The following is a 25,949-nucleotide window of genomic DNA, read 5'->3' on the forward strand; positions in this document are numbered from 1 at the left end:
TTGTGGTGGAGGTCGCGGCGCACGGCACAATGCGGCACGCGCCGTGCGAGGGTGCACCCCGCACACCGGGGACGGCGACACCACCAGCAACCGAAGGGGAGCCACCATGGAGTTCGTCTCGATCGACGTGACCGACGGGGTCGCCGTCCTGCGGCTGGACCGCCCGAAGATGAACGCGATCAGCGTCCAGGTGCAGGCGGACCTGCGCGAGGCCGCGGCCGAGCTCACCGAGCGCGACGACGTGCGCGCCGTGGTGCTGTGGGGCGGTGAGCGGGTCTTCGCCGCCGGCAACGACGTCAAGGAGATGGCCGACTTCTCCTACGCCGACATGGTCAAGGTCTCCGCCTCCACCAGCTCGGCGACCACGGCGATCGCGCGCATCCCCAAGCCCGTGGTGGCCGCCGTCAACGGCTACGCCCTGGGCGGTGGCTGCGAGCTCGCTCTCGCCGCCGACCTCCGCTTCGCCGCCGAGGACGCCGTCCTCGGACAGCCCGAGGTGCTGCTCGGGATCATCCCCGGCGCCGGGGGCACCCAGCGGCTGACCCGCCTGGTCGGCGCCGCGAGGGCGAAGGACCTGATCTTCACCGGCCGGTTCGTCAAGGCCGACGAGGCGCTGCGCATCGGCCTCGTCGACCGGGTCGTCCCGGCCGACAGGGTGCTCGAGGAGGCGGTGGCGTACGCCGCGCAGTTCACGGGCGCCGCCGCGCTGGCCATCCGCGCGGCGAAGGAGTGCATCGACCGGGGCAGCGAGGTGGACCTCGACACCGGCCTGGAGATCGAGCGCCAGCAGTTCGCCGCCGTCTTCGCGACCGAGGACCGTACCCGCGGCATCACCTCGTTCGTTGAGGACGGGCCGGGCCGGGCCACGTTCGTGGGTCGCTGACGGCCGACCAGAAGCTCGAGAGGAAGAGGGAACTGTGGCAACGACGATCCGGACGAGGCTCGCGCAGGTGGTCTGGCTGGTGTGCGCGCTCGCCGCGCTGGTGCTGGCGCTCGGGGCGCTGCTCATCGCGCTGGACGCCAACGAGTCCAACGACCTCGTGGACGTCGTCCTCCGGGCGGCCGACTTCGCCGACCTCGACGTCTTCTCCCGCTCGGACGGCATCAAGGACTTCCGCGGCGAGGGGGCGAGGGTGAAGAACGCGCTGTTCAACTGGGGGCTCGGCGCCGTCGCGTGGCTCGTCGTGGGTCGGATCCTCGACCGGGTCATCAAGCCCTGAGTCCCGCCCCGGCACGGGCCGGGGGCAGGTCGGCGAGGTCGCGGGTGCCCGCCGCAGGCGCGCTCGGCGACGAGGCACCTGTGCGTTCCGCGCGAGCTGACCGTGACAGTGTCACTGTGAGCGACCACACCCGGATCTCCGTTCCGTCCGGGGTGAGCGACTTGTAACCTCACGAGCACATCCCACTGCACAGGAGGGGCCGCGAGGCCACACCACCATGAACATTGTTGTCTGTGTGAAGTACGTGCCCGACGCGACGGCCGACCGCAGGTTCGAGGACGACTTCACCGTCGACCGCGTCGGCGTCGACGGCCTGCTGTCCGAGCTCGACGAGTACGCCGTGGAGCAGGCGCTGCAGTTCCGCGAGAAGCGCGAGGGTGAGGACATCACCGTGACCGCGCTGACCGTCGGCCCCGAGAAGGCGGTCGACGCCGTCCGCAAGGCGCTGCAGATGGGTGCCGACGCGGGCGTCCACGTCGTCGACGACGCCATCGCCGGGTCCGACTACCTCGGCACGTCGCTGGTGCTGGCCAAGGCGGTCGAGAAGATCCGGGCCGAGTCCGGCGCCGACCTGGTCGTGTGCGGCATGGCCTCGACAGACGCCGCCGGCTCGGTCGTGCCGGCCATGCTGGCCGAGCGGCTCGGCATGCCGCAGGTGACGCTGGCCTCCGTCGTGGAGTCGCAGGGCGACCAGGTGCGGATCAAGCGCGACAACGAGGGCTCGACCGAGGTCATCGGCGCGCGGCTGCCGATCGTGCTGAGCGTGACCGACCAGTCCGGCGAGGCCCGCTACCCGTCGTTCAAGGGCATCATGGCGGCGAAGAAGAAGCCGCTGGCGACCTGGTCGCTCACCGACCTCGGCCTCGACGCCGAGCAGGTCGGCCTCTCCGTGGCCTACACACAGGTCGAGCAGACCACGGCCCGCCCGCCGCGCACCGCCGGCGAGATCGTCACCGACGAGGACGGCTCGGGCGCTGGCGCGCTGGTCGAGTTCCTCGCGTCCAAGAAGTTCATCTGAGCCGGCCGGTCGAGGAGAGATAGACATGTCTGACGTCCTGGTTGTCATCGACCACGCCGACGGCGAGGTCAAGAAGCCCACCTACGAGCTGCTCACCATCGCCCGCCGCCTCGGCGAGCCGTCCGCGGTGTTCTTCGGCTCGCCCGACAAGGCCGACGCCGTGGCCGAGAAGGCCAAGGCCTACGGCGCCGCCAAGGTCTACGTCGTCGACGACGCGCAGATCAAGGGCTTCCTCGTCGCCCCGAAGGCGGAGGCGCTGCAGCAGCTGGCCGAGAAGGTGCGCTCGAGCGGCGTGCTGGCCGCGATCCTGCTGCCCTCGACCTTCGAGTACAAGGAGGTGGCCGGCCGCCTCGCGATCAAGCTCGACTCGGGGCTGATCACCGACGCGGTCGACGTGCAGGCGGGCTCGGACGGCGGAGCCGTCACCACGCAGTCGGTCTTCGCCGGCAGCTACACCGCCCAGGCGCGGGTCACCCACGGCACGCCGATCATCACGGTGAAGCCGAACTCCGCCGCCCCCGAGCAGGCCGAGGGCGCCGCGACGGTCGAGGCCTTCGCCGCGACCGTCTCCGACGCCGCGAAGGGCGCGCAGGTCGTCGCGACGCAGCCGCGGCAGTCCACCGGGCGTCCCGAGCTCACCGAGGCCGCAATCGTCGTCTCCGGCGGACGCGGGACCGGCGGGAACTTCGACCCCATCGAGGGCTTCGCCGACAGCCTCGGCGCCGCCGTGGGCGCCTCGCGCGCGGCGGTCGACTCGGGCTGGATGCCGCACGCGTTCCAGGTCGGCCAGACCGGCAAGACCGTGTCGCCGCAGCTCTACGTCGCCAACGGCATCTCCGGCGCGATCCAGCACCGCGCCGGCATGCAGACCTCGAAGACCATCGTCGCGGTCAACAAGGACCCCGAGGCGCCGATCTTCGAGCTCGTCGACTTCGGTGTGGTGGGTGACCTCCACACGGTCCTGCCCGCCGCCACCGAGCAGATCACCGCTCGCAAGGGCTGACCGCCCCCGGCGCACCGGACGCCCCCGACCGCTCGGTCGGGGGCGTCTCGCTGTCCGTGGCCCGTCACCGGCCCCGACGGCTGCCGCGGTCGCCACGGTGGACGACGTACGTCGGGATGCGAGACGCGGGCGGTGGACTGGCCGCAGCGGCCCTACGCTCGTCGACATGAGCAGCGAGGAAGCCGTCCGGGAGGTGGCGGGCCGGGCCCGGGCCGCGAGCCACGAGCTCGCCACCGCCACGCGGGCCACGAAGGACGCCGCCCTCCGGGCGATGGCCGACGCCCTCCTCGCGTCCGCGCCGGCGATCCTGGCGGCCAACGCCGAGGACGTCGCGCGCGCGGAGGCGTCCGGGACGGCCGCCAACGTCGTGGACCGGCTCCGCCTCGACGAGGACCGCCTGGCGGCGATGGCGCAGGGCCTGCGCGACGTCGCCGGCCTGCCCGACCCGGTCGGCGAGGTGCTGCGCGGCAGCACGCTCGCCAACGGCCTCGAGCTGCGCCAGGTGCGGGTGCCCTTCGGCGTCGTCGGCGTGATCTACGAGGCCCGCCCCAACGTGACCGCGGACGCCGCCGGCATCTGCCTCAAGGCCGGCAACGCCGTCCTGCTGCGCGGCTCGTCCAGCGCGCGGTCCAGCAACGCGGCCGTCGTCACGACGATGCGCGGTGCCCTGCCAGGGTGCGGCCTGCCGGAGGACGCCGTACAGCTGGTCCCCGGCGACACCCACGACTCCGTCAAGGCCCTGATGCGCGCCCGCGGCCTGGTCGACGTGCTCATCCCGCGCGGCGGCGCGGGACTCATCCGCAGCGTGGTCGAGGAGTCGACCGTTCCCGTCATCGAGACCGGGGTCGGCAACTGCCACGTCTACGTCGACGCCTCGGCGGACCTCGACCAGGCGCTCGCGATCGTGCTCAACGCGAAGACGCAGCGCACCAGCGTGTGCAACGCCGCCGAGTCGCTGCTGGTCCACGCCGACGTGGCCGACGAGTTCCTGCCGGTGGTCGTCGAGGCGCTGCAGGCGGCCGGGGTGACCATCCACGGCGACCCCGCGTTCGCCGAGTACGACGACGTGGTGCCCGCCACCGACGAGGACCACGCCGCGGAGTACCTGGCGCTGGAGATCTCCGCCGCCGTGGTCGCGGACGTGGAGGGGGCGATCGAGCACATCCGCCGCTGGTCCTCCGGCCACACCGAGGCGATCCTCGCGCGCGACCAGGCGACGATCCGTCGCTTCGTCGCCGCCGTCGACTCGGCCGCGGTCATGGTCAACGCCTCGACCAGGTTCACCGACGGCGGCGAGCTCGGGTTCGGCGCGGAGATCGGCATCTCGACCCAGAAGCTGCACGCGCGCGGGCCGATGGGACTGCCGGAGATGACCTCCAGCAAGTACGTCGTCGTCGGCGACGGGCACGTGCGGTGAGCCGCGTCCGGCCCAGGCGATAGGATCCCCCTCATGGTGAACGTCCTGGGCATCCTCGCTGCCGAACCCGGCCACGGCGCCCCCTCGGTCAGCCCGTACGTCGTCGGCGCCATCGCCCTCGGCCTCCTCCTCGCGCTGCTCCTGGCGGTGGTCTCCTTCGGCGGCGGTCGCGAGCACAGCTGAGCCGGCGGCTGATCCCGTGACGGACCGGGTCGCGACACGTCGCGTCGGGGTGATGGGCGGCACGTTCGACCCCATCCACCACGGGCACCTCGTGGCGGCGTCGGAGGTGCAGGCGTGGTTCGACCTCGACGAGGTCGTCTTCGTCCCCACCGGCGACCCCTGGCAGAAGAGCGACCGCCTCGTCACCGGCGCCGAGCACCGCTACCTGATGACGGTGGTGGCCACGGCCGCCAACCCGCGCTTCAACGTCTCGCGCGTCGACATCGAGCGCGGCGGCAAGACGTACACCATCGACACGCTGCGCGACCTCAAGGCCGAGATGCCCGACGCCGAGCTGTTCTTCATCACCGGCGCCGACGCGCTGGCCGACATCTTCACCTGGCGCGACGCCGAGGAGCTGTTCTCGCTGGCCAACTTCGTCGGCTGCACCCGGCCCGGCTACGAGATGGACCCCGAGGCGCTGGCCCGGATCCCGTCCGAGCGCGTCACGATGGTCGAGATCCCGGCGCTCGCCATCTCCTCCACCGACTGCCGCGAGCGCAAGCGCCGCGGCGAGCCCGTCTGGTACCTCGTGCCGGACGGCGTCGTGCAGTACATCGCCAAGCACGACCTCTACGCCTCGCCCGAGGCGAGCACCGGCACCGGCACCAGCGCCGGCACCAGCTCCGAGACCCGATCCAGCTCCCGCTCCAGCAAGGAACCTGCATGACAGCCACCGACCACGCCCTCGAGCTCGTCGCCGTCGCGGCCCAGGCCGCCCACGACAAGAAGGCCGACCAGGTGCTGGCCTTCGACGTCAGCGACCAGCTCGCGATCACCGACGCCTTCCTGCTGGCCAGTGCCGGCAACGAGCGTGCGGTCGGCGCGATCGTCGACGAGGTCGAGGACAAGCTGCGCGAGGCGGGCGCCAAGCCGATCCGCCGGGAGGGGCACAGGGAGGGCCGCTGGGTGCTGCTCGACTACGGCGAGATCGTGGTGCACGTCCAGCACGAGGAGGAGCGGTCGTTCTACGCCCTCGAGCGCCTCTGGAGCGACTGCCCGCTCATCCCGCTCACGCTCACGTGAGGCGCGCGTGAGGCGCCTGGTCCTCCTGCGGCACGGCCGCACCGCGTGGAACGACGCGGGCCGGGCGCAAGGACACGCCGACGTGCCGCTGGACGACCTGGGCGAGGCGCAGGCCAAGGCCGTCGCGCCGGTCCTCGCCGCGCTCGCGCCCGTCGCGGTGTGGAGCTCCGACCTCTCGCGCGCCGCGCAGACGGCCGCGCAGGTGGCCGCCCAGGCCGGCCTGGAGCCGGCCCTCGACCCGCGGCTGCGGGAGTTCGACGTCGGCCCGCACCGGACCGGCCTGACGATCGAGCAGTACGCCGCCGCCCATCCCGAGGAGCACGCCGCCCTGCTGGCGGGCGACCTCGCCAGCATCCCCGGGCGCGAGACCCGGAACGACGTGCTGGCGCGGTTCCTGCCGGCCCTGACGTCGTACGCCGACGCGCTGGGCGACGGCGAGACCGCCGTCGTCGTGTCGCACGGCGCCGCGCTGCGTGTCGCCGTGCCGGCGTTCCTGGGTTGGGGCGACGGCCCGGCGGACGCGCTGGGCGTGCTCGCCAACTGCGGGTGGGTCGAGCTCGAGCACGCCGCGTCGACGTGGACCGGGGGCGCCGAGCGGTGGCGGCTCATGGCCTGGAACCGCGTCGTGGCCTGAGGGGGACCCCGATTTCACCTGCCGGTCGGGTGTCGGCTAGTGTTCTCGGCTGTTGGGGCTGTGGCGCAGCTGGTAGCGCATCTGCATGGCATGCAGAGGGTCAGGGGTTCGAGTCCCCTCAGCTCCACCGATCGGAGGAGGCCGGATCCACCTGGATCCGGCCTCTTCTGCGTCCCGGCCGGGCCCCTGGCAGGCCGGTGCGTCGGCGTGTTGGCGGAACGGCGGGCGGGTGGCACCATGCGGGCATGACCGCGATCGACGTCTCCACCAGCACCATCCTCGAGGGCACCGACGCCCACATCGAGGCCACCGAGCGCTACGCCGCCCACAACTACCACCCGCTGCCGGTGGTGCTCGCCGAGGGCGACGGCGCCTGGGTCACCGACGTCGACGGCAAGCGCTACCTCGACTGCCTCGCGGGCTACTCGGCGCTCAACTTCGGCCACACCAACGAGCGCCTCGTCGCGGTCGCTCGCGAGCAGCTCGGCAAGCTGACGCTGACCAGCCGCGCGTTCTTCAACGACAAGCTCAGCGGGTTCGCCGTCGCCCTGGCCCGGCTCACCGGCAAGGACATGATCCTGCCGATGAACTCCGGCGCGGAGGCCGTCGAGACGGCGATCAAGGTCAGCCGCAAGTGGGGCTACGAGGTGAAGGGCGTGCCGGCCGGGCAGGCCACGATCATCACCATGGAGGGCAACTTCCACGGTCGCACCACGACGATCGTGAGCTTCTCCGACGACGACGTCGCGACCTCCGGCTACGCCCCGTTCACGACCGGCTTCCGCAGCGTCAAGTACGGCGACATCGCGTCCATCGCCGCCGCCATCGACGACACGACGGTCGCCGTGCTCTTCGAGCCGATCCAGGGGGAGGGCGGCGTGGTGATGCCGCCGGAGGGCTTCCTGCGCGACCTGCGCGCCCTGTGCAGCGAGCGCAACGTGCTGATGGTGGCCGACGAGATCCAGTCCGGCCTCGCTCGCTCGGGCCGGACCTTCGCGTGCGACCACGAGGACGTCGTGCCCGACATCTACATCATGGGCAAGGCCCTCGGCGGCGGGCTCTACCCCGTCTCCGCGATCGCGGCCGACCGCGACGTCATGGACGTCATCACCCCCGGCTCGCACGGGTCGACCTTCGGCGGCAACCCCCTGGCGGCGGCCATCGGCACCGAGGTCGTGGCGATGCTCGAGGAGGGCACGTTCCAGGCCCGCTCGGCGGAGATCGGTGAGCTCCTCGAGGCGGGGTTCCGCCCGCTGGTCGGTCGGGGGCTGTCCGACGTCCGGGTGCGTGGCGCCTGGGCCGGCATCGACATCGACCCGACGCTGATGAGCGGCCGCCAGATGTCGGAGGCGCTGATGGCGCGCGGCATCCTCGCCAAGGACACTCACGGCTCGACGGTGCGCTTCGCGCCGCCGCTGGTGGCCAGCGACGAGGACATCGCGGGGCTCGTGGCCGCGGTCACCGAGATCGTCACCGCGCGCTGACGCGCCCCGCGCGAGCGCGGCGTCAGGCGATCGTCAGGCCCCCGTCGACCGGGATCATCTGCCCGGTGACGTACCCCGCGGCGTCCGAGGCGAGCCACACGGCGGTCGCGGCCAGCTCGTGCGGGTCGCCCTTGCGGCCGGCCGGGACCCGCTGCAGGGCCAGGTTGAGGTAGCCGTCGGGGTAGGTGGCGGTCATCTCCGAGGCGAAGAACCCCGGAGCCAGCGCGTTGACGCGGATGCCCTTGCGGCCCGTCCACTGCTGGGCGAGGTCCCGGGTGAGACCGCCGAGACCGGCCTTCGACGCGGAGTACGCCGCCTGCGGCAGGCCGCCGGTGGTGAGGCCGAGGATCGAGGAGATGTTGATGACGCTCGACCCCGGCTGCATGACGCGGCCGCACGCCTGGGCCATCCAGTAGCAGCCGTTGAGGTTGACGTCGATGACCGAGCGGAACTGCTCGGGCGTCTCGCGGGTGGCCGGGACGGCCGTGCCCACGCCGGCGTTGTTGACCAGCACGTCGACGCGGCCGAACGTCGCCATCGCCTCGTCGACGAGCCGCTGGCACTGCTCGGGATCGGCCACGTCGGTGGCCACCGTGCGCACGCGGCGGCCGGTGGAGCGCACGGAGTCCGCGACGCGCTCCAGCTTCTCGACCCGGCGCGCGCCGAGCACCACGTCGGCGCCGGCCTCGGCGAAGCAGTGTGCGAACGCGACGCCCAGGCCGCTCGAGGCGCCGGTGACGATGACGACCTTGCCGTCCAGGCGGAACATGTCCATGACTCCCATGCCGGGACCCTAGGGCGTCGGGGTGGGGGTTTGCTCCGCAGGGGTCGCCGGTGCGCGCGGCAGGTCGCGCACCGAGCGTGCGCAGAGCACCAGCGCGCAGACGGTGACGTACGCGACGGCCGAGGCCACGAGGACGGGCCGGAACCCGAAGACCGCGGCGAGGGGGCCGAAGGCCAGCTGTCCGACGGGGATCGCCAGGAAGGAGCCGAGCGCGTCGTAGGAGTAGGCGCGGGAGAGCATCGCGTCCTCGATGTTCTCCTGCATCGCCAGGTTCCAGCCCATGCCGAAGACCTCCATGCCGGCGCCGGCGGCGAACGCGGCCACGACGAGCGCCACCAGGTGGGGCGACACCCCCAGGATCAGCATCGGCGGCGCCACCATCGCCACGCCGAGCATGCCCAGCAGCAGGGGCCGCTCGAGGCGCACGCGCAGCAGCACCACCGTGGTCACGAGCAGGCCCGCGGCCTCGGCGGAGAGCACGTAGCCCCAGCCCTGGCGGCCGATGGTGTCGTCCGCGATCGCCGGGCCGAGGGTGACCCACGCCCCGGCGTGGATGAGGTTCAGGAAGCCGAACCCCACGACCACCGCCCAGAGCCACGGGGTGGACCGGAAGAACGTCCACCCCTCGCGGAGCTCGCGGAGCGTGTCGGGGGCCGCGCCTCCGGCCTCCCTGGACGGGAGCGACACCGGCACGAGGAGGAGCGCCGCGAGCAGCCAGGTCAGGGCGTCGATCGCCAGCGCCCAGCCCGAGCCGACCGTCACGACCAGCAGGGCGCCGATGGTGGGACCCAGCACCATGAGCCCGTTCCGGGTCAGCGACACCAGCGCATTGGCCGGCTGCAGGTCGGAGCGGAGCACGAGCTGGGGCAGCACGCTGGACATCGCGGGGAAGCCGATGCCGGAGACCGCCCCGTGCACGACGCTCAGCACGAGGAGCATCCAGACCTCGGCCTCCCCGACGAGCACCAGCACGGCGATCGCGCCCTGGCTGACGGCGGAGGCGAGGTTGGAGAACTGCAGCACGAGCGTGCGGGGGAACCGGTCCGCGATCACGCCGCCGTACAGCAGCAGCGCGACCATCGGGATCGTGTGCGCGGCGAGCACCTGACCCAGGGCGGTGGGGGAGTCGGTGATGTCGAGGACGGCGAAGGCCAGCGCGATGCTCGCCATCATGTTGCCGAGCGTGTTGACGAACCGGGAGGCGAAGTACCACGCGAAGTCGCGGTTGCGCAGGGGGGCCAGTGCGGCGGACCAGGTCATCGGCGCTCCTCCTCGGGCGTCCAACGGGCGGCGTCGCCGGTGAGGCCGCCGGTCATCGTGAAGGCGTGGGTGGTGGCGGAGACGTGCACCGTGCCCGGCGTACCGGCGGGGCGGGCGGCGGCGTGGAGCAGGTGGGAGGCCTCGTGCAGGAGGTCCAGCGCGCGGCGCCACGCGTCGACGGGCACCCATGCCTCGAGATCGCTGGACGAGGCGGTGCCCGGTGCCGCGTCGAGCAGTCGCCGCTCGACCTCCAGGGCGTTCGCCCTGGCGTAGGCGATGCGGTCGTCGACCGTGCTCGCGCGGGTCGGGGTCTCGCGCGTCGCGTCGTACCGGTAGCGCTTGGCCACCCCGCCGCGGATCTTCTCCTCGCCCTCGACCACCAGCGCGCCGATGTCGTGGAGCACGCGCAGGTGGTACGACGCGTTGGCGTGGGTGATCCCGAGCGTCCGGGCCACCTCCGCGGCGCTCATCGCCTCGCCGGTCAGCAGCGACATCAGCCGCAGCCGCAGCGGGTGTGCGGTAGCGCGCAACCGCGCCACCGCCTCGGGGTCGGTCTCGTCCATGTCACCCTCCAATGGTTCTTGGGCAGTAGTGTCGGGCACCTCTCCCACGACTGTCAAACACTTCTTGGGCAGTCCCCCTTCGCGGTAGTCCACCGGGAAGTGGCGGCCAGCGCGGGCTGAAGACAGCCATTGGCCGGTGGACTACCCCGGGGAGGGGAGGGAGAGGACCCGCGACCGACCCGGACGACACCCTGGCTCGACCCCGAGAGGACGTGCCTGCGTGCGCGCGGCGTGCTTGGCTGTCCCCGAGAGCGCGAGCACCCGGCCCGCCGAGGAGTGAGTGAGATGTCCGACCAGCACCAGAGCCCGTACGACCCGTCCGGCCAGCAGCCCGGCTACGGACCGCAGCCCGACGCCTACCGCGCGGGGCCCGCGACCATGTCTCCTCAGGACGAGCGCACCTGGGGAGCGATCAGCCACGGCGGCGCACTGGTGGCGATGATCTGCTCGGCCGGCTTCCTGGGGTTCGTCGCCTCCGTGGTCGTCTTCATGATGTACAAGGACCGCGGCCCGTTCGTCCGCTCGCACGCGGCCAACTCCATCAACGTGCAGATCACCATGTTCATCTGGATCGTGATCTCGTTCCCGCTCATCCTGCTGCTCGGGCTGGGCCTGCTGACCCTTGTCGCCGCACCGTTCGTCGCGGGGCTGCTGCACGTCATCGGGGCTGTCAAGGCCTACCAGGGCGAGTGGTGGAACCCGCCGCTGACGCCGCGCTTCGTCAGGTGAGGCGGGCCGGCGGCCCGTCCTGCCACGCGGACGCCGCCCGGGCCCGGACCCTCGCGACCGGCCCGGCGGCGGCGCGTACGCCGCCCGCACCGGGCACGGGGTGAGCCCGGGCCCCGCAGGGCGCTACGATGGCAGCATGCGGTCGCAGCTCCTGCTCCTTCGACAGCCGCGCTGACTCACCGTCCAGGAAGTCATCGCGGCCACCCCTCCATGCGTGAGGGGTTTTTTCATGTCGGGAGCGGGACCCACCAGGAGCGAGAGAGATGAACCCCGAGCAGAGCACCCACGGCGAGACGACGTACGACATCCAGGCCACGGAGACGAAGTGGCAGGGCGTCTGGGAGGACCTCCAGCCCTTCCGGGCCGACGACGACAGCCCGCGCGAGAAGCGCTACGCGCTGACGATGTTCCCCTACCCGAGCGGCGACCTGCACATGGGTCACGCCGAGGTGTTCGCGCTCCACGACGTGGTGGCGCGCTACTGGTGGCAGCGCGGCTACGAGGTGCTGAACCCGATGGGCTTCGACTCCTTCGGCCTGCCCGCGGAGAACGCCGCGATCCGCAACGACGAGCACCCCGACACCTACACGCGCGCCAACATCGCGCGCTCGATCGAGTCCTGCCGCAAGTACGCCGCGTCGTTCGACTGGTCGCGCACGTTCAACACCAGCGACCCGGAGTACTACCGCTGGACGCAGTGGCTGTTCCTGAAGTTCTACGAGCGCGGCCTGGCCTACCGGAAGAACAGCCCGGTCAACTGGTGCCCCCAGGACCAGACCGTGCTGGCCAACGAGCAGGTCGTCGCCGGCATGTGCGAGCGGTGCGGGGCGGAGGTGACCAAGAAGGAGCTGACGCAGTGGTACTTCAAGATCACCGACTACGCCCAGGAGCTGCTCGACGGCCTGGACGAGCTGGAGAGCACCTGGCCCGACCGCGTCGTCACCGCGCAGCGCAACTGGATCGGCCGCTCGGAGGGCGCGCACGTCACGTTCACGCTCCACACCGCCGGCGGCGAGCGTGACATCGAGGTCTACACGACACGTCCCGACACGCTGTACGGCGCGACCTTCATGGTGGTCGCGGCCGACGCGGCGCTGGCGGGGGAGATCGTGCACCCCGACCGCGCGCAGGCGCTGGAGGACTACCTGGTCGAGGTGCGCAAGGCCTCCGACATCGACCGGCTGGCGACCGACCGGCCCAAGACCGGCGTTGACCTGGGCATCACCGCGACCAACCCGGTCTCCGGCGAGGAGATCCCGGTCTGGGCGAGCGACTACGTCCTGGCCGACTACGGCACCGGCGCGATCATGGCCGTCCCCGCGCACGACCAGCGCGACCTGGACTTCGCCCGGGCGATGGGCCTGCCGGTGCGGCGTGTCATCGACGTACCGGGCGAGGGCGACCCCGAGGAGACGGGCGTCGCGACGTCCGGGGACGGGGCGTACGTCAACTCCGCCAGCCCCGACGGCTTCAGCCTGGACGGGCTGAGCGACAAGGCGTCGGGCATCCGCGCGATCATCGAGCGGCTGGAGGCCGACGGCCGCGGCTCCGGGGCGGTGAACTACCGCCTGCGCGACTGGCTGCTGAGCCGCCAGCGCTACTGGGGCGCGCCGATCCCCATCATCCACTGCCCGGTGGACGGCGAGGTGCCGGTGCCCGAGGACCAGCTGCCCGTCACCCTGCCCGTGCTCAGGGGTGCCGACCTGAAGCCGAAGGGCACCTCGCCCCTGGGCGGGGCCACCGACTGGGTCGAGGTCACCTGCCCCACGTGTGGGGGCCCGGCCACCCGCGACACCGACACCATGGACACCTTCGTGGACTCGTCCTGGTACATGTTCCGCTACTGCTCGCCCCACGAGACCGAGGCGCCGTTCGACAGCGCGAAGGTCGACGCGTGGATGCCGTGCAACCTCTACGTCGGCGGCGTCGAGCACGCCGTGCTGCACCTGCTCTACGGCCGGTTCTTCACCAAGGTCCTCAACGACATGGGCCTGGTGGGCTTCCGGGAGCCGTGGTCGGCGCAGCTGAACCAGGGCTTCGTGATCAACCAGGGCAAGAAGATGAGCAAGTCCCTGGGCAACGGCGTCAACCTCGGCGAGCAGCTGGCGGACTTCGGCGTCGACGCGGTGCGGCTGACCCTGGTCTTCGCGGGGCCGCCGGAGGACGACATCGACTGGGCGAACATGTCGCCCGAGGGCTCGGTGCGCTTCCTGCAGCGCGCCTGGCGGCTGTCCGGTGACGTCGCCTCCGCCCCGGGGGCGGACGTGACGGCCGGCGACCTCGCGCTGCGTCGCGCGACCGCGCGCACCGTCCACGACGCCGCGGAGCTGGTGGAGTCCTACCGCTTCAACGTGCTCGTCGCCCGCGTGATGGAGCTGGTCAACGCCACCCGCAAGGCCATCGACTCCGGCTGCGGCCCGGAGGACCCCGCGGTGCGCGAGGCCACCGAGGCCGTGGCGGTCCTGCTGTCGCTGGTGGCGCCCTACACGGCCGAGGAGATGTGGGAGCGACTCGGCCACGAGCCCACCGTCGCCCGCGCCGGCTGGCCGGCCGTCGACGAGGCGCTGCTGGTCGAGGACACCGTCACCGCGGTCGTGCAGGTCAAGGGCAAGGTCAAGGCCCGGCTCGAGGTCGCCCCGGACATCACCGAGGCCGACCTGGAGGCCGCCGCCCTCGCCGACGCGGGGGTGCAGCGGGCGATCGACGGCGCGACGGTGCGCAAGGTGATCGTGCGCGCACCCAAGCTGGTGAACATCGTCGTCTAGGGTCACCGCTATGCCGCGTGTGGTGGTCGTCACCGACTCGACCGCGAGCCTGCCCGCCGACCTGGCGGAGGCCCGCGGCATCCGGGTCGTGCCGCTGCAGGTCGTCATCGGCGCGAAGGTGCTCGACGAGGGCCCCGACGGCGCGACCCCGGACGTCGTCGCCCAGGCGCTGCGCGACTTCGTGCCGGTGAGCACCTCGCGACCGGCGCCCGCGGTGTTCGCCGAGCTCTACCGCACGCTCGAGGCCGAAGGGGCCGAGGAGGTCGTCTCGGTCCACCTGTCCGGCGAGATGAGCGGGACGTTCGAGTCCGCCCAGCTCGCAACCCTCGAGGTGGGGCTCCCCGTGCACGTCGTCGACTCCGGCCAGGTCGGCATCGCGACCGGGTACGCCGCGCTGACCGCCGCCGACGTCCTCGACGCGGGCGGCAGCGGCGAGGAGGCGGCCCGGGCCGCGCTCGCCCGGGGCGAGTCGGCCTCGTCGCTGTTCTACGTCGACACGCTGGAGTACCTGCGCCGCGGCGGGCGCATGGGAGCCGCAGCCGCGCTGTTCGGGAGCGCGCTGTCGGTCAAGCCGTTGCTCGAGATCTCCGAGGGCCGGGTGGTCCCGCGCGAGCGGGTCCGGACGGCCTCCCGTGCCCTCGCCCGGCTCGCCGAGCTCGCGGTCGAGGCCGCGGGCGAGCAGCCCGTGGACGTTTGCGTCGCCCACCTCGCCAACGCCGAGCGCGCCGCGGAGCTCGCCACGACCCTGGCCGAGCGGCTCGCGCCGGGGCTCGACGGCCGCGAGGTCATGTGCGGGGAGCTCGGGGCGGTGCTCGGTGCCCACGTGGGCCCCGGCATGGTGGCCGTCTGCGTCGCGCCGCGCCCCTGAGTCCCGGCCTCGGGTGGCTGTCCACAGATCGCTCGCGGCACCTGTCGGAGGAGGCGACGGCCTTCCTAGCGTGGAGGCATGCGACGGTCCCAGTCCTCCTCCGAGCACGCCGAGGCGGTGTCGCGGCGGCTGGCGACCCTGAGCGCGGAGCTCGCCGCCGTCCGCGGGCCGGCAGGCGACGTGCCCAACGAGGGGCACACGCGGGTCCGTGAGCGTCCCGGGGAGGTGCCGGCACCCGTCGTGCTGCCCGTGCCCGGCCGGCACGCGTCGCGACGGATGCGGATCGGTGCGCTCCGGCTGGGGCCGGTCCACCTCGCCGTGGTGGCGGTGGTGGCGGCGCTCGCGGTGGGCCTGGCGTCGTGGTGGGCCGTGCGCGACCAGGCGGAGGTGGTGCCGGTCGCGCCCGACGAGTCCGCGCCGGCGGCCTCTCCCGAGCCGCTCGCCCCGATCAGCGCGAGCGGGACGCCGGCCGGCGACCTGGTGGTCGACGTGGCAGGCAAGGTGCGGCGCCCCGGCATCGCCGTCCTCCCACCCGGCTCCCGGGTGGTCGACGCGCTCGAGGCGGCGGGCGGTGCCCGGCGCGGGGTGGACCTGACGGCGCTCAACCTGGCCCGGCCGGTCGTCGACGGCGAGCAGATCCTGGTGGGGGTCGCGCCGGCGGCCGGGGTGGCCGGCACCCTCGACGCGCCCGTGCCCGGCGGCGAGCAGCTGGTCAACCTCAACACCGCCGACCAAGCCACCCTCGACACGCTGCCGGGCGTCGGGCCGGTCACCGCCGACGCCATCCTGTCCTGGCGGGAGGCCAACGGCGCGTTCAGCTCGGTCGAGGAGCTCCTCGAGGTCGACGGCATCGGGCCGGCGACGCTCGAGGACCTCGCCCCGCTCGTGACGATCTGACCTCGCGGACGAGACGCCCGGTGCCTGACCTGCGCGCGGTCGTGCTGGGCGCCGGCGCCTGGGCCGGTGCCTTGCTGGTGCTGCTGCTCCCGGGGCGGGTGGCCCTGGGCGCGGTCCTCGCACTGGCAGCCGTCGCCGGCGTCCTCGTCGTACGTCGCCGCCTGGCAGCCGGCTGGCTGGGGCCCGTCGCCGCCCTCGTCGCGGTGGCCGGCGTGGCCGCCCTCCAGCAGGCGGTGATCGCCACCTCGCCGCTGACCGGGCTCGCCGAGCAGGAGGCGGTCGTGACGCTGCGGCTCGAGCTCACCTCCGACGTACGCGTCGTCGCCGGGCGCCACGGCGACCTCCACGTCGTGCGGGCGCAGGCCTCCCGCGTCCACGGCCGGGGCGGCACGTGGCTGCTCGACGCGCCGGTCGTCGTGCTGACCGACGCCGCGTGGCCGCGGCTGCCCCTCGGCACCTCGCTGGACGCCACCGCCCGGCTGGTGCCCGCGGACGGCGACGTGGCGGCGCTCGTCCGGCCCACGGGCGAGCCCCGGGTCGTGGCGCCACCGGACCCGTGGTGGGACGCCGCCGCAGCGGTGCGCCGCTCCGTGCGAGCCGCTGTGGCCGGGCGGGACGCCGACGCCCGCGAGCTGGTGCCGGCGCTCGTGGTCGGCGACGACGGCGGCCTCGACGCCCGCCTGGCCGACGACTTCCGCACGACCGGCCTCACCCACCTCCTCGCCGTGAGCGGCACCAACCTCACGCTGGTCGTGGGGTCCCTTCTGGTGCTCGGCCGGTGGCTCGGCGTGCGCGGACGCTGGCTCCACCTGCTGGGGGCGATCGGCATCGCGGGCTTCGTCCTGACCGCGCGGGCAGAGCCGAGCGTCGTGCGCGCCGCGGCGATGGGCACCGTGGCGCTGGTCGGCATGGGCAGCAACGGCAGGTCCCGCGGCGTCCGCGGCCTGGGAGTGGCGGTCCTCGGCCTCCTGCTGGTGTGGCCGCGGCTGGCCGTGACGGCCGGCTTCGCGCTGTCGGTGCTGGCGACGGCCGGGATCCTGCTGCTCGCACCGGTCTGGCGCGACGCGCTGATGCGCTGGACGCCGCGCTGGGTGGCCGAGGCGGTCTCGGTGCCGCTGGCGGCGCAGGTCGCCTGCACGCCGGTCGTGGCCGCCCTCTCCGGCCAGGTCAGCCTCGTCGCGGTGGGCGCCAACCTGCTGGCCGCGCCGGCCGTCGCTCCGGCGACCGTGCTCGGTCTGGCCGGCGGGCTGCTCGGCCTGCTCTGGTCGCCCCTGGGGGTCGCCGTCGCGGCACCGGCCGCGTGGTCCGCGGGGTGGATCATCGCCGTCGCGCGCCGGGGTGCCGACGTGCCGACGGCGGCGGTCGACTGGGGCACCGGTCCCGTCCCGCTCGCCGTGCTCACCCTGCTGTGCGTCGCTGCTGTGCCGCTGGCCCCGCGGTTGCTCGGGCGGCCCGGGTCGACCCTGGCCTGCACGGGCCTGCTCGTGGTGGCGATGCTCGTGCGGCTGCCGACGCCGGGCTGGCCTCCGGACGGCTGGGTGCTGGCGATGTGCGACGTCGGCCAGGGCGACGGGATCGCCCTGCGCGCCGGCCCCGGTCAGGCGGTGGTCGTCGACGCGGGTCCCGAGCCCGCGGCGATGGACGCGTGCCTCGACCGGCTCGGGATCACCTCCGTGCCGCTGCTGGTGCTGACGCACTTCCACGCCGACCACGTGGGCGGGGTCGCCGGCGTCGCGGACGGGCGTGAGGTCGGTGCCATCGAGGCGACGGGCCTCGTCGAGCCGGCGGCCGGTGCCCGGGGCGTCGAGTCGGTAGCCGGCCGCGTCCCTGCGCAGGCGGCGTACGGGCTCACCCGCACGGTCGGCGAGGTCACCCTCCAGACGGTGTGGCCCCGCCCCGGCGAAAGTGGGGTCGACCCGAGCGAGAGCGCGGCCAACAACGCGAGTGTCGTGCTCGTCGCCGAGGTGGGGGGCGTGCGCGTCCTGCTGACCGGCGACGTCGAGCCGTCCGCGCAGGCCGCTCTCGCCCGCGACCTGTCCGACCTCCGGGTGGACGTGCTCAAGGTGCCGCACCACGGCAGCCGGCACCAGGACACCGACTGGCTCGGCTCGCTCGGGGCGCGGCTAGCACTGGTGTCGGTCGGGGAGGAGAACGACTACGGCCACCCGGCGCCGGACCTGCTGTCCTCCCTCTCCTCCGCCGGGATGCGGGTGTGGCGCACCGACCTCTCCGGCGACGTGGCCGTCGTCGCGCGCGACGAGGGACTCGGTGTCGTCGCTCGCGGATAGAGTTGCCGCACCATGGCACGCACCCCCTCCGCCGCGCAGGTCCTCGGCCACGTCGTCCTCGTGACGGGCAAGGAGGAGTTCCTCTCCGCGCGCACCGTCGCGTCGGTGCGCGAGGCCGTGCGCGCCCACGACGCCGAGGCGGAGCTCGCCGAGACGATGGCCTCCGAGCTCACCCTCGCCTCGCTCGGCGAGATGTCCGCACCGTCGCTGTTCTCCTCGGTGCGGTGCGTGGTCGTGCGGGGGCTCGAGGACCTCCCCGACGAGTCGGTCGACGGCCTGCTGGGCTACTGCGCAGCGCCGGCCGACGACGTCGCGCTGGTGCTCGTGCACTCAGGAGGGCAGAAGGGCAGCGGCGTGCTGACCAAGCTGCGCAAGCTGCCGCGGGTGACGGAGGCGAGGTCCGAGGAGGTACGGCCCAGCGAGATGGCGGCCTTCGTGACCTCGGAGGTCGCCTCGCACGGCGCCAGGATCGTGCCCGACGCCGCCGCCTTCCTCGTCCAGGCCGTCGGCAACGACCTGCGCTCGCTGGCGGCTGCGGCCGACCAGCTCACCAGCGACTTCCACGGCGAGCAGCTGACGGTCGACAAGGTGCAGCGATACTTCGGCGGCCGTGCAGAGGCGAAGTCCTTCACCGTCGCCGACGCGGCCTTCGCCGGCAAGCGCGCGGTGGCGCTCGAGGAGCTGCGCTGGGCGCTCGACTCGGGCACCGCTCCCGTGCTGGTCACCTCGGCGATGGCGGCCTCGGCCCGCAGCCTCGCGCGCTACCTCGGTGCCCCCCGCGGAGCGCGCGACGCCGACCTCGCCCGCGACCTCGGCGTGCCGCCGTGGAAGGTCCGCACCGTGCGGGACCAGTCCCGCTCGTGGAGCCCGGAGGGCATCGCCGCGGCGGTGCGCGCCGTCGCCGTCGCCGACGCCGACGTCAAGGGTCAGGCGCACGACGCGTCGTACACCCTCGAGCGGCTCGTGCTCACCGTCGCCGGCCTGCGCGACTCCCGCTGAGGGCGGCGCCGACGCCCGGGGGTGACGCCCCGGAAATGCGAAACACCCGCCACGAGGGGCGGGTGTCCGACGAGGAGGGCCTGCGTCAGAGCGCGGCGGCCTTCTTGGCGATCGACGACTTGCGGTTGGCGGCCTGGTTGGCGTGAATGACGCCCTTGGAGGCGGCCTTGTCGAGGGCCTTCATGGCGTCGCGACCGGCGGCGACGGCCGCGTCCTTGTCGCCCGCCTCGGCCAGCTCGCGGAACTTGCGAACGGCGGTCTTCAGGCGCGACTTCACGGCCTGGTTGCGCTGGCGGCGCACCTCGTTCTGCTTGTTGCGCTTGATCTGGGACTTGATGTTCGCCACGTGGTGATCCTCGGATGTCAGAGCTGGTCTGGAATGGAAGTCTCGTGCCTGTCGGCTGCCTGGCAACCCCCCAGCCGAGAGGAGCGTGGGGGTCGGGTGCCGGACATGCAGGGAGAAACACTACCGGCAGGGCGCGTACCCGCCCAAATCGCGCAGGCGGAGGTGCGCCGTGCAGGCCATCGGGCCCGGCGAGCGTCTCACCCACCGCCCGGGACCGGGCGGCCGGTGCGGCGCGCGACGGCACCCAGCATGCGTCGTGACTCGGTGATCCGGAAGTCCTCGAGCCTCGGCAGGTTCACGTCGACCGCCACGACGGACGGCACGGCCAGGTGCGCGCCGAAGCCGGCGAGGAAGGCGGTGACGACCACGTCCCCTGCCTCCAGCAGCGGCGGCGACGTGGGGTCACGACCACCCGCGCCGCTCGGCGAGCCAGTCCCAGCACACCTCGCCCTGCCAGCGCTGGTGGTCGCGCAGGTGCGGGGACGTGGGCGGCACGGGCAGCTCGCACTGGGTGAGGAAGTAGCCGACGTAGAGCGCCAGGTTGATGTCGAAGGCCTCGGGGTCGACGTGCCGCAGGAGGCGGCGCGAGGCGATCACGGCGTCGACGTCGATGCCCTCGCCGCGGGGTCCGATGAGGGCGGCGAAGGAGTCGAACCACGCGGCGCCGCGGACCGGCCAGTTCCAGTCGCAGACCAGGGCGCGACCGTCGGCGTCGATGATGACGTTGTCGGAGCGGATGTCGGTGTGGACGAGCGTCTCGCCGCCCACGACGTCGGCGTAGCGCAGGGCCAGTGCCTCGGCCTCGGCGAGGCGGGCCGGGCCCAGGTCGGTGCGGCGCTCCCGCAGGGCGGTCCAGCCGGCGACCAGCGGGGCGAAGTCCGCCTCGGCCGTGTCCAGCGCGAGCTCCCCCGGGGGCGGGGTGAGCGCGTCGGCCGCGACCTCTAGGGAGTCCAGGAGCGCGTCGAGGTCGGCCGCGCGCCACGGCCGGTGCGGCGCGCGCCCGGCGACGTACTCGATGCCCAGCACCACCCAGTCGTCGTCGAGGTGCCACAGCAGCCGCGGGGCCGGGACCCCGGCCGGCAGGGCGGCGAGCTTGCGCGCCTCCTCGCGGTAGGAGTCCGCGAACATGCGCTGCGCCTTCACCGACGCCGCCTTCACGAAGTGGCGCGAGCCGTCCTCGCACACCAGCACCGAGGCGAAGCCGGGCGTGAAGCCGGTGGTCTGCGAGGTGGCGGACGCGACGGGGGAGCCGCACCGTCGCTCGATGTACGCCCGGAGGTGCGGCGGCAGGAAGCCCCACTCCAGGCGCCGGGCCGTCCTCCCGTGCGGGGCGGGATAGGGGGCGAGGGGCGCGCGGGACATGGCGGCATCCTTCCCCACCCGGCGGCGCGCCACGAGCCGATATCCGCTGGCACCGCCTCGGACGTTCCCGCGAGACTGGTGCCGTGCCCGATCTCGTCCTGCCGACCACGTCGGTCCACCGGTCCTTCCTCGCGGCGATGGACGAGTTCGTCGCGGAGGGCGCCGAGCACACCCAGACCGCGGCGTGGATCGAGCGACATGCGCCGAGGTGGGAGGAGCCGCAGGCGTTCGCGGCCTTCGTCGAGGCGGTTCGGGCCGACGCCCTGCCCGCAACGCCGCGGCCCGAGCGGCACGTGCCGTGCACGACGCTGTGGTGGGTGGACGGCGATGACTACCTGGGCCGCCTCGCCATCCGGCACGTGCTCAACGACTTCCTGCTCGAGGTGGGCGGGCACATCGGCTACGACGTACGTCCGTCGCGACGGCGCGAGGGACATGCCACCGCCATGCTGCGGCAGGCCCTGCCCTGGGCGTCCGGGCTGGGCGTCGACCCGGCCCTGGTGACCTGCGACGTGGACAACCACGGCTCGATCCGGGTCATCGAGGCCGCGGGCGGCGAGCTGGAGGACGTGCGGGGGGCCAAGCGGCGGTACTGGGTGCCCACCTCGGGGTAGTCCACCGGGTTCTGGTCGTCCCGCGGGCGGTCCGGCAGCCACTTCCCGGTGGACTACCGAGGGGCGGGCGTCAGGCGGGCGGGCGTCAGGCGGGCGGGTGGGCGTCAGGCGGGCGGGGGAGGGACCGGCGTACGACGGGTGCGCGTGGCCGCCCCGACGCCGACCACCGCCACCACGAGGCCGACGAGCTGGACGGCCGACAGCGTCTCGTCGAGCAGCAGCCAGGCGAGCACCGCCGTCACCGGCGGGCTGAGGAAGAACAGGCTCGCCGCTGCGCCGGACCCGCCACGCAGCACGAGCAGCGAGAGCAGCACCAGCCCGAGGATCGAGTTCACGACCGCGAGGAAAAGGACCGCGACGAGCGCCTCCCGGCCGTCCGTGACCGGCCAGGCGCCCTCGGTCGTCCAGCCCAGGACGAGCAGCGGGGGAGCGGACACCGCGAACTGGACCGCCGCCGACCAGAGCAGGTCGGGCTGCGCGCCGATCCACCGCTGGCCGAGGGTGCCGAGGCTGAGCGTCAGCATGCTGAGGGAGCCGATGAGCACGGCGACCGGGCCGCCGGCGTGCCCGAGGTCTGCCCCCAGCACGAGCAGGACGCCGGCCACGCCGACCACGAAGCCGACCACCTGCAGCGGGGAGACCGCCTCACCGAGGAGCGCGGCCGCGAGGAGGGCGGTGAGCACCGGGCTGAGAGCGTGGAAGAGCGAGGCCAGCGTGGCCCCGAGCCCGAGGTCGAAGGCGACGTACATCAGGCCGAACTGGAGCGCGTTCATCACCAGTCCCACGGCTGCCACGCGGCCGAGCGTGGCGCGGTCCATCCGGGTGGGCCGGCGCAGGGCGAGCGCGAGGCCGGTCGCGAGCAGCGCGGCGAGGACGAAGCGCCACGCGAGCACCGAGACGGGCGCTGCGGCATGGACGGCCGCCGGACCCGAGATGTAGCCGGAGGACCACACGAGCACGAAGGCCGCCGCCGGGAGGAGGGGGAGTCCCGGACTCGTCCTCGGCGCCACGCGAGCACGCTAGCGTCCGCCCTCGCGCGGGCGCCCGCCGGTTCGGTGGGGCACGACCCGCGTGGAAGAATGACGCGATCCCGCCGTCGTACCCCTGAAAGCAGTCCGTGAGCCTCACAAACGCGCCGCAGCCTGGCTCGACCGACCCGTCGATCATCCGCAACTTCTGCATCATCGCGCACATCGACCACGGCAAGTCGACCCTGGCCGACCGGATGCTGCAGCTGACCGGGGTGGTCGACGAGCGGGCGGCGCGCGCGCAGTACCTCGACCGGATGGACATCGAGCGGGAGCGCGGCATCACCATCAAGTCGCAGGCCGTGCGGATGCCGTGGACGGTCGAGGCCGGCAACGCCGCGGGCGCCGAGCCGGGGACCTACGTCCTCAACATGATCGACACCCCCGGCCACGTGGACTTCACCTACGAGGTCTCGCGCAGCCTCGAGGCGTGCGAGGCCGCGATCCTGCTCGTCGACGCCGCCCAGGGCATCGAGGCGCAGACGCTGGCGAACCTCTACCTCGCGATGGCCGCGGACCTCCACATCATCCCGGTGCTCAACAAGATCGACCTGCCGAGCGCCAACGTGGAGAAGTACGCCGCCGAGCTCGCCGGCCTGGTCGGCTGCGAGCCCGAGGAGGTGCTGCTGACCAGCGCCAAGACGGGCGTCGGCGTCCAGGCGCTCCTCGACGAGATCGTGCGGCAGACCCCGGCGCCGGTCGGCGACGCCACCAAGCCGGCCCGCGCGCTGATCTTCGACTCCGTCTACGACACCTACCGCGGCGTGGTCACCTACGTGCGCGTGGTCGACGGCAAGCTGAGCCACCGCGACCGGATCAAGATGATGTCGACCAACGCGGTGCACGAGATGCTCGAGGTCGGGGTGATCAGCCCGGAGCCGGTGAAGGCCGGCGAGATCGGCGTCGGCGAGGTCGGCTACCTGATCACGGGCGTGAAGGACGTGCGCCAGTCACGGGTCGGCGACACGGTCACCTCCCAGCACCACGGCGCGACGGAGCCGCTCGGCGGCTACAAGCACCCGAACCCGATGGTCTACGCCGGTCTCTACCCGATCGACGGCGACGACTACCCGACGCTGCGCGACGCCCTGGAGAAGCTCCAGCTCAACGACGCCGCGCTGACCTACGAGCCGGAGACGTCCGGCGCCCTGGGCTTCGGGTTCCGCTGCGGGTTCCTCGGCCTGCTCCACATGGAGATCACCCGCGACCGCCTCGAGCGCGAGTTCAACCTCGACCTCATCTCGACCGCGCCCAACGTGGTCTACGAGGTGGTCATGGACGACGGCACCCACCACGAGGTCACCAACCCCAGCGAGTACCCCGACGGCAAGGTCGCGGAGGTCCGTGAGCCGATCGTGAAGGCGACGATCCTCGCGCCGGCCGACTTCATCGGCACCATCATGGAGCTGTGCCAGCTCAAGCGCGGCAACCTGCAGGGCATGGACTACCTCTCCGAGGACCGTGTCGAGATGCGCTACACCCTGCCGATGGGCGAGATCGTCTTCGACTTCTTCGACCAGCTGAAGTCGCGCACGAAGGGCTACGCCTCGCTCGACTACGAGCGCTCCGGCGACCAGGCCGCCGACCTGGTGAAGGTCGACATCCTGCTCCAGGGCGAGCCGGTCGACGCGTTCAGCGCGATCGTGCACCGCGAGGCCGCCTACTCCTACGGCGTGATGATGGCGTCGAAGCTCAAGGACCTCATCCCGCGCCAGCAGTTCGAGGTGCCCATCCAGGCCGCGATCGGCGCCCGCGTGATCGCCCGCGAGACCATCCGCGCCATCCGCAAGGACGTGCTGGCCAAGTGCTACGGCGGTGACATCAGCCGCAAGCGGAAGCTGCTGGAGAAGCAGAAGGCGGGCAAGAAGCGGATGAAGAACATCGGCTCGGTCGAGGTGCCGCCGGAGGCGTTCGTCGCCGCGCTGTCCACCACGCAGCCGGCGGAGAAGTCCGGCAAGAAGTAGTGGACCGCGAGCTCGCACGCGCCGACGACCACAGCTGGCGGATCAGCCTGCTCGCGGTCGCCGCCGACGGACCGCTGCCCGCCGCTCCGGGCCGCGCCCGGCTGCTCACCGTGGTCGACGGTCCGGTGCTCGGCCTCGAGGTCGACGGTCAGAGCGCGGTCGTGGAGCCGCACCGCCCGTACGCCGTCCCCGCCGACGCCGCGGTGGTGGCGTCGGTGCCGGAGGGCGCCGTGCGCGCGCTCGAGGTGGTCGTCGACCCGGCGGCCGTCTCGCCGTTCGTCACCGTCCTCGAGCTGGGCCGGTCGTCGACGCTCCCGCTGGCCGGCGACCAGGCGGCGTACGTCCTCACCGGCGGCGACGCCCGCACCCTGGTTCGCGGCCCCGGCGAGGTCGCCGGGCGGTGCACCGTCGCCGTGGTCACCCTCGAGCCGATCGGCTGACCGCACGCGTCCGTGCCCGCGGCGCGGAGCCTAGGCTCGGGGCATGCCCGTCACCATCCCGCAGGGCCTGTCGTCGCAGGGCGGACGAGGACCGGACTGGGCGCGGTGGCGCGACCGGCTGCCGCGGCTCTGCGCCGACCTGCTCGCCGAGTGGCGGCTCCGCGCGACCGAGGAGCCGCTGCACGGCCGCTGCTCGCTGCTCGTCCCGGTGACCGACGCCGACGGCGCACCCCGCGCCCTCAAGATCGGCTTCGACGGGGACGAGGAGTCCCGCCACGAGGCCCTCGCGCTGCAGCACTGGGGCGGTCGCGGCGCCGTACGCCTGGTGCGCGCCGACCCGCGCCGGCGCGCGCTCCTGCTCGACTGGCTGCCGGGGCCGGACCTCGCTGACGCCTGGGACGTCGAGGCGTGCGAGGTGGTCGGCGACCTCCACCGGCAGCTGCACATCCCCGCCCTGCCGCAGCTGGCGAGCGTGGCGTCGTACGTCGAGCGCTGGCTGCGGGACCTCGAGGAGCTCGGACGCGACCTGCCGGTCCCGCGCAGGTACGTCGAGCAGGCGCTCGCCCTCGGTCCCGACCTGGTCGCGGACGACAGCGGCTCCGTGGTCGTGCACGGCGACCTGCACTACGCCAACGTCCTGGCGGACGCGTCGGGGCAGTGGCGCGCGATCGACCCGAAGCCGATGGCCGGCGACCCGCACTACGAGCCGGCGCCGATGCTGTGGAACCGCATGGACGAGCTGAGCGGTCCGCTGGCGGTCGGGTCGGTGCGCGAGGGGCTGCGCCGGCGCTTCCACGCCCTCGTCGACGCGGCCGGGCTCGACGAGGCACGGGCCCGCGACTGGGTCGTGGTCCGCACCGTCCTCAACGCCGGCTGGTCGGTGCAGGACGCCCGCCGTGCGGGACGCCGGCTCACCGCCGACGAGCAGGAGTGGATCACCCGGTGCGTGGCGATCACCAAGGCGGTGCAGGACTGAGGCGAGGACCGATCCAGGTGCGGTCACCGGACAATTGCGGCG

At 73.3% G+C, this 25,949-nt stretch carries 27 protein-coding genes and 1 tRNA gene; 21 read left to right on the forward strand and 7 right to left on the reverse strand.

Features of this window, described 5'->3' with window-relative positions; genetic code table 11:
- Window positions 1–106: 106 nt before the first annotated feature.
- From J3P38_RS14615 to rocD, 11 genes are all read left to right on the forward strand, one after another.
- Entirely contained in the window at window positions 107–883 is a 777-nt protein-coding gene (locus J3P38_RS14615) for an enoyl-CoA hydratase/isomerase family protein (protein ID WP_210504184.1), read from the forward strand.
- A gap of 34 nt (window positions 884–917) precedes the next feature.
- Window positions 918–1,220, forward strand: a complete 303-nt coding sequence (locus tag J3P38_RS14620; protein WP_210440483.1) for a hypothetical protein — start codon at window positions 918–920, stop codon at window positions 1,218–1,220.
- 235 nt (window positions 1,221–1,455) lie between these two features.
- On the forward strand, window positions 1,456–2,238 hold the full coding sequence (locus tag J3P38_RS14625) for an electron transfer flavoprotein subunit beta/FixA family protein (RefSeq protein WP_307807930.1): 783 nt from the start codon (window positions 1,456–1,458) through the stop codon (window positions 2,236–2,238).
- Window positions 2,239–2,263: 25 nt separating this feature from the next.
- Window positions 2,264–3,241: an electron transfer flavoprotein subunit alpha/FixB family protein gene (locus J3P38_RS14630; RefSeq protein ID WP_210504185.1), complete on the forward strand. Its 978-nt coding sequence runs from the start codon at window positions 2,264–2,266 to the stop codon at window positions 3,239–3,241.
- Window positions 3,242–3,407: 166 nt separating this feature from the next.
- Complete coding sequence (locus J3P38_RS14635) at window positions 3,408–4,658, forward strand: glutamate-5-semialdehyde dehydrogenase (protein ID WP_210504186.1); 1,251 nt, start codon at window positions 3,408–3,410, stop codon at window positions 4,656–4,658.
- Between the two features lie 33 nt (window positions 4,659–4,691).
- Window positions 4,692–4,841, forward strand: a complete 150-nt coding sequence (locus J3P38_RS14640; protein WP_210440487.1) for a hypothetical protein — start codon at window positions 4,692–4,694, stop codon at window positions 4,839–4,841.
- A 16-nt stretch (window positions 4,842–4,857) separates the two neighbouring features.
- On the forward strand, window positions 4,858–5,550 hold the full coding sequence (gene nadD / locus J3P38_RS14645; protein ID WP_307807931.1) for a nicotinate-nucleotide adenylyltransferase: 693 nt from the start codon (window positions 4,858–4,860) through the stop codon (window positions 5,548–5,550).
- Complete coding sequence (rsfS, locus tag J3P38_RS14650; protein WP_210440488.1) at window positions 5,547–5,906, forward strand: ribosome silencing factor; 360 nt, start codon at window positions 5,547–5,549, stop codon at window positions 5,904–5,906. The genes nadD and rsfS overlap by 4 nt, the downstream gene beginning before the upstream one ends.
- Window positions 5,907–5,913: 7 nt before the next feature.
- Window positions 5,914–6,540: a histidine phosphatase family protein gene (locus tag J3P38_RS14655; protein WP_210504187.1), complete on the forward strand. Its 627-nt coding sequence runs from the start codon at window positions 5,914–5,916 to the stop codon at window positions 6,538–6,540.
- A gap of 54 nt (window positions 6,541–6,594) precedes the next feature.
- A tRNA-Ala gene (locus J3P38_RS14660) sits at window positions 6,595–6,667 on the forward strand.
- A gap of 118 nt (window positions 6,668–6,785) precedes the next feature.
- Window positions 6,786–8,024, forward strand: a complete 1,239-nt coding sequence (gene rocD, locus J3P38_RS14665; protein WP_210504188.1) for an ornithine--oxo-acid transaminase — start codon at window positions 6,786–6,788, stop codon at window positions 8,022–8,024.
- Window positions 8,025–8,046: 22 nt separating this feature from the next.
- On the opposite strand, the gene J3P38_RS14670 is transcribed toward rocD, so the two are convergent.
- Genes J3P38_RS14670 through J3P38_RS14680 form a run of 3 tightly spaced genes read right to left on the reverse strand, consistent with a single transcriptional unit; the run spans window position 8,047 to window position 10,631 of the window.
- Window positions 8,047–8,808, reverse strand: a complete 762-nt coding sequence (locus J3P38_RS14670; RefSeq protein ID WP_210504189.1) for an SDR family NAD(P)-dependent oxidoreductase — start codon at window positions 8,806–8,808, stop codon at window positions 8,047–8,049.
- 9 nt (window positions 8,809–8,817) lie between these two features.
- Complete coding sequence (locus J3P38_RS14675; protein WP_210504190.1) at window positions 8,818–10,068, reverse strand: MFS transporter; 1,251 nt, start codon at window positions 10,066–10,068, stop codon at window positions 8,818–8,820.
- Window positions 10,065–10,631 (reverse strand): winged helix-turn-helix domain-containing protein, encoded by a 567-nt coding sequence (locus J3P38_RS14680; RefSeq protein WP_210504191.1) that lies wholly within the window; start codon window positions 10,629–10,631, stop codon window positions 10,065–10,067. Before J3P38_RS14680 ends, J3P38_RS14675 begins: the two co-directional genes overlap by 4 nt.
- 285 nt (window positions 10,632–10,916) lie before the next feature.
- On the opposite strand from J3P38_RS14680, the gene J3P38_RS14685 reads away from it, so the two are divergent.
- The 6 genes from J3P38_RS14685 to holA all read left to right on the forward strand — a co-directional run bounded on the left by J3P38_RS14685 (window position 10,917) and on the right by holA (window position 19,177).
- Entirely contained in the window at window positions 10,917–11,360 is a 444-nt protein-coding gene (locus J3P38_RS14685) for a DUF4870 domain-containing protein (protein ID WP_210440494.1), read from the forward strand.
- 263 nt (window positions 11,361–11,623) lie between these two features.
- A complete protein-coding gene (gene leuS / locus J3P38_RS14690; protein ID WP_210504192.1) occupies window positions 11,624–14,125 on the forward strand; it encodes a leucine--tRNA ligase in 2,502 nt (833 codons plus the stop codon).
- A 10-nt stretch (window positions 14,126–14,135) separates the two neighbouring features.
- A complete protein-coding gene (locus J3P38_RS14695; protein ID WP_210504193.1) occupies window positions 14,136–14,993 on the forward strand; it encodes a DegV family protein in 858 nt (285 codons plus the stop codon).
- A 78-nt stretch (window positions 14,994–15,071) separates the two neighbouring features.
- The gene (locus tag J3P38_RS14700) at window positions 15,072–15,890 is read left to right on the forward strand and encodes a ComEA family DNA-binding protein (RefSeq protein ID WP_246856259.1); all 819 of its coding nucleotides are present in this window, start codon (window positions 15,072–15,074) and stop codon (window positions 15,888–15,890) included.
- 20 nt (window positions 15,891–15,910) lie between these two features.
- Window positions 15,911–18,178 (forward strand): ComEC/Rec2 family competence protein, encoded by a 2,268-nt coding sequence (locus J3P38_RS14705; RefSeq protein ID WP_307807932.1) that lies wholly within the window; start codon window positions 15,911–15,913, stop codon window positions 18,176–18,178.
- A gap of 12 nt (window positions 18,179–18,190) precedes the next feature.
- A complete protein-coding gene (gene holA, locus J3P38_RS14710) occupies window positions 18,191–19,177 on the forward strand; it encodes a DNA polymerase III subunit delta (protein ID WP_210504194.1) in 987 nt (328 codons plus the stop codon).
- 85 nt (window positions 19,178–19,262) lie between these two features.
- Here the strand turns inward: holA and rpsT are convergent, their stop codons facing one another.
- The 3 genes from rpsT to J3P38_RS14725 form a co-directional block, all read right to left on the reverse strand.
- Complete coding sequence (rpsT, locus tag J3P38_RS14715) at window positions 19,263–19,523, reverse strand: 30S ribosomal protein S20 (RefSeq protein WP_210440499.1); 261 nt, start codon at window positions 19,521–19,523, stop codon at window positions 19,263–19,265.
- A 197-nt stretch (window positions 19,524–19,720) separates the two neighbouring features.
- Window positions 19,721–19,891, reverse strand: a complete 171-nt coding sequence (locus J3P38_RS14720) for a hypothetical protein (protein WP_210504195.1) — start codon at window positions 19,889–19,891, stop codon at window positions 19,721–19,723.
- Between the two features lie 34 nt (window positions 19,892–19,925).
- Window positions 19,926–20,885 carry a phosphotransferase family protein gene (locus J3P38_RS14725; RefSeq protein WP_210504196.1) on the reverse strand — a complete coding sequence of 320 codons (960 nt, stop codon included), beginning with the start codon at window positions 20,883–20,885 and terminating at the stop codon, window positions 19,926–19,928.
- Window positions 20,886–20,968: 83 nt separating this feature from the next.
- On the opposite strand from J3P38_RS14725, the gene J3P38_RS14730 reads away from it, so the two are divergent.
- On the forward strand, window positions 20,969–21,499 hold the full coding sequence (locus J3P38_RS14730) for a GNAT family N-acetyltransferase (protein ID WP_307807933.1): 531 nt from the start codon (window positions 20,969–20,971) through the stop codon (window positions 21,497–21,499).
- A 104-nt stretch (window positions 21,500–21,603) separates the two neighbouring features.
- On the opposite strand, the gene J3P38_RS18460 is transcribed toward J3P38_RS14730, so the two are convergent.
- Window positions 21,604–22,509, reverse strand: coding sequence for a DMT family transporter (locus J3P38_RS18460; RefSeq protein WP_210504197.1), 906 nt, complete (start codon window positions 22,507–22,509; stop codon window positions 21,604–21,606).
- A 107-nt stretch (window positions 22,510–22,616) separates the two neighbouring features.
- Here J3P38_RS18460 and lepA point away from each other — a divergent pair, with 107 nt between their 5' ends.
- From lepA to J3P38_RS14750, 3 genes are read left to right on the forward strand one after another with little or no spacing between them, the layout of a single operon-like run.
- Complete coding sequence (lepA, locus tag J3P38_RS14740; protein WP_210504198.1) at window positions 22,617–24,491, forward strand: translation elongation factor 4; 1,875 nt, start codon at window positions 22,617–22,619, stop codon at window positions 24,489–24,491.
- Window positions 24,491–24,931 carry a HutD family protein gene (locus J3P38_RS14745; RefSeq protein ID WP_210504199.1) on the forward strand — a complete coding sequence of 147 codons (441 nt, stop codon included), beginning with the start codon at window positions 24,491–24,493 and terminating at the stop codon, window positions 24,929–24,931. The genes lepA and J3P38_RS14745 overlap by 1 nt, the downstream gene beginning before the upstream one ends.
- Before the next feature lie 43 nt (window positions 24,932–24,974).
- The gene (locus J3P38_RS14750) at window positions 24,975–25,907 is read left to right on the forward strand and encodes an aminoglycoside phosphotransferase family protein (RefSeq protein WP_210504200.1); all 933 of its coding nucleotides are present in this window, start codon (window positions 24,975–24,977) and stop codon (window positions 25,905–25,907) included.
- Window positions 25,908–25,949: the final 42 nt, after the last annotated feature.

The sequence above is a fragment of the Nocardioides xinjiangensis genome (assembly GCF_017916455.1).
GTDB lineage: Bacteria > Actinomycetota > Actinomycetes > Propionibacteriales > Nocardioidaceae > Nocardioides > Nocardioides xinjiangensis.